We start from the raw sequence: 8556 nt of genomic DNA on the forward strand, positions 1-8556 counted from the left end.
AACAGGAGACACAGATTCCACCTTAAATTTGGCGGTTCGTGGTCTAAGAATGGGGTAAGGCGCATAAGACACCTTCCGGAAAAGAATATAAACTTGTCTCCGTTGAAGACCAAGGTATTCAATGTTGTTATTTACGTGGTTTCATGCCCGTGTTTGACAATAAGTATGTTGATGCCCATCTCATTGAACAGATAGAAATTGGAGACCATATCGTCATAATCCCTGAGATTGAAGAAGAGGTATTACCGGTCATCCATCAAATCGTTGACTCATTTGAAGAGCATTTTAATACGGAGGGAAATTTGCCGGGATTATTATTGCAGAATATGGGTACATGGATTGTTGCCTGGGCTATTGAAATGGCTTGGTGTTGGTCGGAGGATATGCCGGAGCTATGCGCATTTTCTCAGGACATGGACGATTTTGAAGTGCCCATGGACAAGTTCAAATTGGTCACCAATGAGTGGATCAGCGGACTCATCACCGCGTTTATGTGGTGGTGTTTTAATAATCCCGGATATACGGACCGGCATGAGATCGATATTTACGATCCCTTGCGCGATGGTTATTTGACCATTACACGAATTGTTTTAACACACTTTTTGGATATTTTGGCAAAGCTCGAGAAATGATCCGTTGCAGAAAAGAAATGGCAGCCCGTAGGGGATTCGAACCCCTGTGACAAGACTGAGAATCTTGCATCCTAAACCCCTAGATGAACGGGCCGCATAATCGGAAAATGGTCATCACCATTGTATATCGACATTTGGTTGCCGGACTAGGATTCGAACCTAGAATCGCCTGATCCAGAGTCAGGTGCCTTACCAATTTGGCCATCCGGCATTCAGAATGCGGTATTTTAACGATAATAGCGACGCAGAGTCAAATTCTTCGTTGGCTCGCGTCGACGTGTTAGCCGCTCAAATTGTATCGTATAGTTGCCCGATTTATGGCTTTTATGGTAAGGTTTGCCCTGTTCCCCTACATTCAATCTATACAATACAACACTGATCATTTACGAGAATCCCATGAAAAAACGTTATCTTGTCTACCTCATTAAATTTGGAGTTGTGGTAGGACTCTTTGTGCTTATTTTCAAGCCCGAATGGTTTGGGATGAGCGGTCTATTTGGAAATGTTGCCCCTTTAGATATCTGGAATAAATTACGCGATGTAAGCTCATCCGGCCCTAAAGTGTTTCTGTTTTGGATGGCGTGCGCCACGCTGGTGAAGTTGCTCGGTATTACATCCGGTATTATTAGGTGGCGGTTATTACTGCGGGGACAGGGCCTGCACATTCCCTTTACGTATCTGGCGTATCAGTGGTTTATGGGGCGTGCTATAGGGTTGGTTCTACCGGGAACACTTGGGTTGGATGGCTATCGGTTGGTCGAGTCGTCTCGCTACACGCGCGATGTGGTGAAATGTACCACCGTGATTGCCGTAGAAAAATTAACCGGGATCATTGCCTTATCCTTCCTTGTTTTTACGACCTTCCCCCTAGGATTGAAATACCTGCAATTTAATATGGTACTTCTTTTAGGGATCATGGGATGCTTGCTTGTCGGTGTTATTTGCAGTCTTTTGCTCCTGTTGAATCCACGGGTTATTCAAGTGTTGGCTGCCGTTATGCCGGTGCCCGAATTCGCGCGGGGCCCGATCAACAAACTTGGGCGTGCTGCAACGGCATACAGCCGCGCCAAAGGAACATTACTTGCTGCTCTATTCTTTGGGATATTGGTGCATTTAGGTACTTGTTCTAAATATTTCTTTACCTTCATGGCTATTCGCGCCACCAATGTCTCCCCTGCCGATATCTTTTTTGTAAGCCCTTTAATGATCACAGCCGGAATATTAACCTTTACTATTTCCGGGCTTGGCGTTCGTGAAATGGCTTTTGGTTTAGTCTTGGGCAGCGCTACAGGACATGCCGTTGCTATTTTGGGGGGGCACTTAGGATTATGGGCAGGTGAGATTATCCCTTTTGCTTTAAGTGTTCCGCTTCTTCTTTTCGGGGGCAGACCGAGCCGTGCAGCATTAGAAGAAGACCGTGCTTATGTGGAGGAAAATCTTGCTAAAGATATGGGTGAATTACATCCCTTGCTCAACCATGAAGAGACGCTTATTTATCGTAAAAAAGTCTTTACCGTTCTTTTTAGCGGGATCTTGTCCGGACTTTTTGTAGGTATGCTCATAGCGTGTTTGGAATCGTTCTGGATCGGTACACGCTTGTCCGATCTTCATGAGTGGGGTATGTTGCCTTGGGGGGTGGCCGCCTACAGTATTATTTTTTCAGGCATTGGATTGGCTTTGTCTGCAGGGATATTGTTTGTCTCCCTTTTGCTGGATCGTTTCCCCTCTTGGCCCGCCGGAACAGCCTTGCTTTCCGGACTTGTATTCTTTGCCGGCGCTTGTATCATAGGGGTATTTCGGTACCAGCGGGATTTGCTGGGCGGACATGGCATGACGCAAAGAGACTATATGATGATTGCTTGTCTGGCGGGCGGCCTATCCTTGGTGTTGGTTATAATCGCTTTTTTGAAAGCCGCTTCTTTCCGCCGTTTTATATCGGAAAAATTTGTATTTTATTTTGGCGCGGGAATAGCGCTTTGGCTGATCCTGACCGCAGCCGCATGGGGTCTATCCAAACAGCTTTATACAGAGACGCCGAGTCCGGTGTCTACTGTAGAAGCAAAATCGACGGGACCCAATGTTATCCTTCTTGCTGTGGATGCGCTGCGTGCAGATTACCTCAGTATCTTTAACCCGAACGCAGAAGCAAAAACGCCGCATCTACAAGATTTTGCCAAGGATGCCGTTGTTTTTCAACACACCTATTCTCAGGCCCCTTGGACGAAACCTTCCTTTGCTACGCTCTTCACAGGTCTCTATCCCGAAGCCCATGGAGCCACTTCCAAGACGGCTTCCTTATCCCCTGCGGCGGAGACGGTTGCGGAACTCTTTCAACAGGGTGGTTATTACACCCAAGGTTTTTCCAATAATCCCAATACGACCTCACTCTTTGGTATGAACCGAGGATTCAGTAATTATGTGGAGTTGAAACCGGATCTATTTCTTAAAGCCCCGGCCTCTGCATCCAACCTTTCTCTTTACGGTGTATTGCGCAAGGTGATTATGGTTCTGGAAGGAAAAATAAGGCGCGGTTACCTGCGTGTCACTGACTTTTATCAGCCCGCTGATCGGGTGACCGAAAGTGTTTTTAGCTGGTTAGATTATCGCGAATCAATTGAAGACAGACCTTTTTATCTGTATCTTCATTACATGGAAACCCATGATCCGTTCATGGATCATAACCGTCCGGGAATTGGCTATGCCCGTGCCAGAATGGAGCATCCTGATCCGAAACAGTATTTGGAGTTGATGCGCAATGCCTACGTTTCTGAGATCGAATTCCTGGATCATCATCTCGGCGATTTGTTCGAAGGATTAAAGGAACGGAATCTTTACGATAACACAATCATAGCTTTCGTATCGGATCACGGCGAAGAATTTTATGATCATCAAGGGTGGTGGCACGGACAGACCTTATATGAAGAGCTGCTCCACGTCCCCCTCATACTTAAGCTTCCTGACAGCACGTCCGCAGGTGAGGAAAATACTTCGTTGACCCGGTTGATTGATGTCCCCCCCACGCTATTGACCCTGGCAGGATTGGAACCCGGCGCTGCCATGAGTGGACAATCCTTGTATGATAGCAATGGCGTATTGCAAGAAAATCCAAATGCATACAGTTATGCTTCCAATGATTTCGAAGGCAATGTGTTGCAAGGGTTGCGTTCCCTACACACGGCTGTCATGAAGGCAAACGAAGATAATCCGCGAGAAATAAAGACCACTGAATTTTATAACATGGTGGATGATCCAGCACAGCAGAACGATTTGTCGGCACTTCCCGAACACGCAGAAGAACTGCAGCAATTCAAAGATCTGCTGGAAAAATATATTCAAGCCATTTATGAAAATGCACCGGAACCGGGGCTTGAAGTAGAAATGGATCCACAAATACAGCAACAATTAGAAGCACTGGGTTACCTGTAATCTTTTCGAAAATCCCTTATACACGATGGTTAACCTATGTACTTAAAGAGGCGTTTAAGCTGTAAAGAATGAGAGGGATATACTGCCCTTGTTAAAAGGAGAACCATGAAAAATAAAAGCCCTTTTTTTAATTGCTTACTGTGGGTGATTCCCCTTATTTTTACTGTTGTTATTCAGGCGGAAGATACCGTGTCTGAAGCGCCCGTAGTCGATAAAACGGTTTGGTCTCCTTCAGTAAATGCAGTGTTTGAACAATTGAATGTTTTGGATCTTTTCGCCGCGGCGACGAATTTGGGCGGCTTGACTGTAAAGATTCCAAAAGAGATGCAAAAAATGCCCATGCGCATGGTGGAAGGTTCCGAAGAGCTTCGTAATCGCGGCATCGATATTTTTGTAAAAGAATTGACCTTTAAGGACCTGAAATTTGATTATGGCGCTTCGCCCGAGTGGACGGACAGCAAGCCCATCATCCCCACTTTGGTATCTTTTGAGCGTTTAGGATTGAAAGCGGACGCTAAAACAAAATTGGGAACCATTCCACTGGGCGCAAATTTTAGGTCGGGCAAAGTGCCGATGGAATTCCAACCTTTGCTCGATAAAGGATATGATCTTCTTCTCATGCCTGAATCTCGGGCGGCCGATACGAAGTTAGATGATGTACGCTTGCAAGTAGGCGGGCCTTTAGCAACGGGAATAGCGAACCAATTTTTTACTAAAACCGTTGCAAAATTAATTCTGGAATATGGCGTAGGTCAAACCGTGCAAATGGGCCAAGAGGATCTATTTGCAGGAAATATGCCTCACAAGCTGCTGGATGTAAAACCCGATTCCACCAAAGGGCGCGCCTTGGATGCCTTGGTAGACATTTTGAATTGACTTCTTCGCAACCTTTATCCGGATGGATGAGACCTACATCACCGAGTATCATCTCAGCTCTTTAATCCGCGTTATGGATCGAGGAATTTAGAAACTGCAGATAAAGACTTGCGATTTTTCACCGACGATTGGACATTTATTTCTTCCATACCTTGATAATGCGGGGGATGTCCTGCCAAAGCCGCTCGTGCTCCACTACATCGCGCCAAATGAAATATATGCTGTAGACTCTGGCCATGAATACGGGTATCCAACTTCGGTACCGTACATGATTTTATATAAAAAGGCGCGAACAAATTGCTCATATGGTACCGAAATGACGAGGGGGCTAAACGAAAGTGATAAAGAATGGCAGGGTTCTTTCTTTCTTGCGAAAGTTTGGCGAGATCGTAGCCTTCACGCCAATAGCGCCGCCGTTCCTTTTCGAAGTTGACCAAGTGCCAAATATAAGCGGCATGTTCCTGCATGGCAAGCATTTTGTGTTTATGTTTTAAAAATTCTTGGGCAAGCTGAATATCGGCTGCCCGATCCGAGACAAAGCTCTCATTAAATCCACCCGCTTCAAGCAGTGACGAGCGCCGAAAACTGCAATGTCTGCCGGACCAATAAAAGGCATGATCAGCACGGCCTGCATCCATAAGCGCCAGATCTTCACGCATAAACCAGCGAGTCAACGAGCCTCGGGAAAGGTTTTGATTTCTTTCAACCGTACCCATGATAACCGCCGGCCGGTCTGTATTTTCGTGTAGATCCCGATGGGCAGCCAAGAGTTTGGGACTGGCCAAAAGATCTTGATCTAAAAAGAAGAGGATATCCCCTGTTGCTTGTGTTGCCCCTATATTTTTTGCAACGATTGCATTTTGGGTCGACACAAAATGGCTTTGAATGTGCATGGGCATCCCGGAAATATAGCGTTGTACACTATCGTGATTTGTAGCGTCTCCCTTCCCGTAAAATACCAAAACTACTTCAAAGAGTGCTGCGGGAAGTGTTTGTTTCTCGAAGCACGTCAACAGGACGGGAAGAGCCTCTTCTTTGTCTTCAAGTACCAAAATAGCGCTGATAGAAAAAGTGGCCATTAACAGTCCTTATATTACATGACTATAGACGAATCGGAAAACCTAACGAACGCAGGAACCAAATTATAGTTTCAATGATATACGCTAACGGTTGCCCTATTCTTTGTGAGGGACCGCTTCATGAAAATGGCGCGGAGAGGTTTCGCAAAAGCTGCCGTCTCCTTTACAACAAAGGTATTCTCCGCTTCCGCTCTCTACAGGCCCTTTACAGCCTTGTTTCCTTGGGCCCAAACGTTTTTCTGCCCATAACTGCATGAGGATCCACAAGGCAAATACAGTGCCCAAAAAGATAAAAGCGATCAACAACGTAAATAACATGGATGCCATGGGTCGAATCCTTTACTCTCTCATGGGAGTTTTTCGGTTCTTTGATTGTTGTTTTTAAAATCGTAAAAAAATCAAGAACTTGCGATTGAATCCAATTAATATAAATAGTGAAAATTCATGATTCTATTGTTGAAAACAGAAAAATAAATCTTTATGTTCCCTTTAAAACGAGGTCGGGAAGCGGCAGCGTAGCTAAACTGTAACCTTCCACAGCGTTTGTCCAGTAAGGAAAGCATATATATATAGTGACTAGGTTGTCCGTTTTACTTCTTAGCAAAGGCGGTTTACATCGTTGATTATTTTTCGTCTTTATCAGCAGAAGCTTTTCGTAGTTCCAAGGCACGCAATCGCGCTCGTATATCCTCTAAGAGCTGACGATTAATACCGATGAGTTCGGCTATAAAGCCCAGTAGAATAAAAAAGGCGCCCGTACCGATCAAAAGGGTACTGTAAATCAGCGATTGAATATGACCTCTGCCGTGTCCAATACTGTAATAATAGAAAAAACGTATTGTCGGTATGAACCCCAGTAATACGCTGATGACTCCGGGAATGGCGAAAAAACGGAAGGGCCGATAGGTCATGAATATTTTTGTGGTCGTGAGTAAAGAGCGCCACACATAATGGAAAATGCTGGTCATGAGCCGGGACGGCCGCAAATCTTTGTTCGTCCGAATAGGGACGGAAATAATAGGGATATTCTTGCGCCCGGCTTGGATAATAGTTTCCAGCGTATAGGTGTAATTATCAAAGACATTGATGTGGAGTGCCGCCTCACGGCTTATGGCACGGAATCCACTCGGGGCGTCTGCTATAGTGGTCCCGCTCGCCATACGCACAACGGCAGAACCAATTTTTTGTAATAGTTTTTTCATAAGGGACCAATGGGCGATACTGTCAATGGGCCGTGCCCCTACAACTATTTCCGCCTGACCGGAAAGGATGGGTTCTACCAATTTTTCTATATCATCGGCGTTATATTGGTTGTCACCATCTGTATTGACGATGACATCAGCGCCTCGTAAGATACAGGCATCGATACCCAGCATAAACGCCCGTGCCAGCCCTCTGTTTCGCCTATTGCTGATGATGTGATGCGCCCCATGTTTTCGGGCCACATCGACCGTCTCATCGGTAGAACCATCGTCGATAATAAGGTATTCGATGCAATCGATTCCTTGGATACTGCGTGGTAGGCAGTCCATTGTGATCCCGAGCGTCTTTTCTTCGTTATAACATGGGATTTGAATTATTAACTTCATTCCATTCCTTATACTATCTTGTCAGGCATGTATGTTAATAGTAATCCTATTGTACTGCAATCATCTTCACTAAACCTAGCTTTGACAAAATGCAGGTTCAAACTCGAATTGCAACCCCTTTCCTGAAAAAAGACTTGGGCAGGAGTTCGATATTTAAGTGGTTTCCTTGTTTGGTAATTTTCTTTCTTTTACAAACATTTTAGATTGATTTTATAAATTGTATCAAACCGGGGATCTTTAGAAAAGTGGGATAGATCACGGCTTTTTCATTTTATTGGTCTCCCCTTTCCGATTACAGAGGACAGTGTCGAAAAGGTGTCCCTTTCACTCCCAAGTTTTTTGTTTCTAAATCCTTTAGATTCTGTATCTTTTATCCAAAGATGACCTGTACCCAATATAACCAGTATAATACCCATTATGGCTGATAATTGGCTGCATATCTCGGATATTTCCCCCCACAACACCACACCGATGCTTCGTCAGGTTTTACAGGCGAAAGCAGAATGCGGTGATTCACTGCTATTTTTTCGAATGGGTGACTTCTATGAACTGTTCTTTGATGACGCTATCAAAGCAACTGAACTGTTAAATTTAACGCTAACCTCACGGGATGGCAGCGATAAAGAAAAACGTGTGCCCATGTGCGGCGTACCGGTCCGTTCCGTTGATACCTATATTGCACGCCTTGTGCGCTTAGGCTGTTCGGTCACGATTTGCGAACAAATGGAGGATCCCCGGGAGGCAAAAGGTTTGGTTAAACGGCAGGTAGTTCGTACGGTTACACCCGGCACCGTAATGGAACCCGAACTGCTTGAAGATGGCCGTAATAATTACCTGGCTGCGCTCGATGTGAATGAAGCTGCGGCCGGTGCCGCCTTTGTCGATATGTCTACGGGCGAATTTCTTACCTTAGCAGCCGATTTAAAAAACGGTCTTTTATTTGATGAGATCGCA

General features: G+C 45.2%; 7 protein-coding genes and 2 tRNA genes. 4 read left to right on the forward strand and 5 right to left on the reverse strand.

The features are described from left to right. The first annotated feature begins 149 nt into the window (after nt 1-149). Entirely contained in the window at nt 150-632 is a 483-nt protein-coding gene (locus tag GX117_10550) for a hypothetical protein (GenBank protein NLO33778.1), read from the forward strand. Nucleotides 633-650: 18 nt separating this feature from the next. On the opposite strand, the gene GX117_10555 is transcribed toward GX117_10550, so the two are convergent. After that, nucleotides 651-726 (reverse strand) — tRNA-Glu (locus tag GX117_10555). Nucleotides 727-767: 41 nt separating this feature from the next. Next, nucleotides 768-843: transfer RNA gene (locus GX117_10560), tRNA-Gln, on the reverse strand. Between the two features lie 185 nt (nt 844-1028). Here GX117_10560 and GX117_10565 point away from each other — a divergent pair. Further along, entirely contained in the window at nt 1029-4058 is a 3030-nt protein-coding gene (locus GX117_10565; protein ID NLO33779.1) for a sulfatase-like hydrolase/transferase, read from the forward strand. 105 nt (nt 4059-4163) lie between these two features. Next, on the forward strand, nt 4164-4934 hold the full coding sequence (locus tag GX117_10570; GenBank protein ID NLO33780.1) for a hypothetical protein: 771 nt from the start codon (nt 4164-4166) through the stop codon (nt 4932-4934). Between the two features lie 71 nt (nt 4935-5005). Here GX117_10570 and GX117_10575 read toward each other — a convergent pair whose 3' ends face one another. From GX117_10575 to GX117_10585, 3 genes are all read right to left on the reverse strand, one after another. After that, entirely contained in the window at nt 5006-6013 is a 1008-nt protein-coding gene (locus GX117_10575; GenBank protein NLO33781.1) for a glycosyltransferase, read from the reverse strand. A gap of 96 nt (nt 6014-6109) precedes the next feature. Beyond that, nucleotides 6110-6340: a hypothetical protein gene (locus GX117_10580; protein ID NLO33782.1), complete on the reverse strand. Its 231-nt coding sequence runs from the start codon at nt 6338-6340 to the stop codon at nt 6110-6112. A gap of 296 nt (nt 6341-6636) precedes the next feature. Then, a complete protein-coding gene (locus GX117_10585; GenBank protein NLO33783.1) occupies nt 6637-7602 on the reverse strand; it encodes a glycosyltransferase family 2 protein in 966 nt (321 codons plus the stop codon). 417 nt (nt 7603-8019) lie between these two features. Between GX117_10585 and GX117_10590 the strand changes: the two genes are divergently transcribed. Next, the coding region (locus GX117_10590) for a DNA mismatch repair protein MutS (protein NLO33784.1) at nt 8020-8556 on the forward strand (537 nt) is incomplete at its 3' end.

It is taken from the genome of Candidatus Hydrogenedentota bacterium (genome assembly GCA_012523015.1).
Lineage (GTDB): Bacteria > Hydrogenedentota > Hydrogenedentia > Hydrogenedentales > CAITNO01 > JAAYBJ01.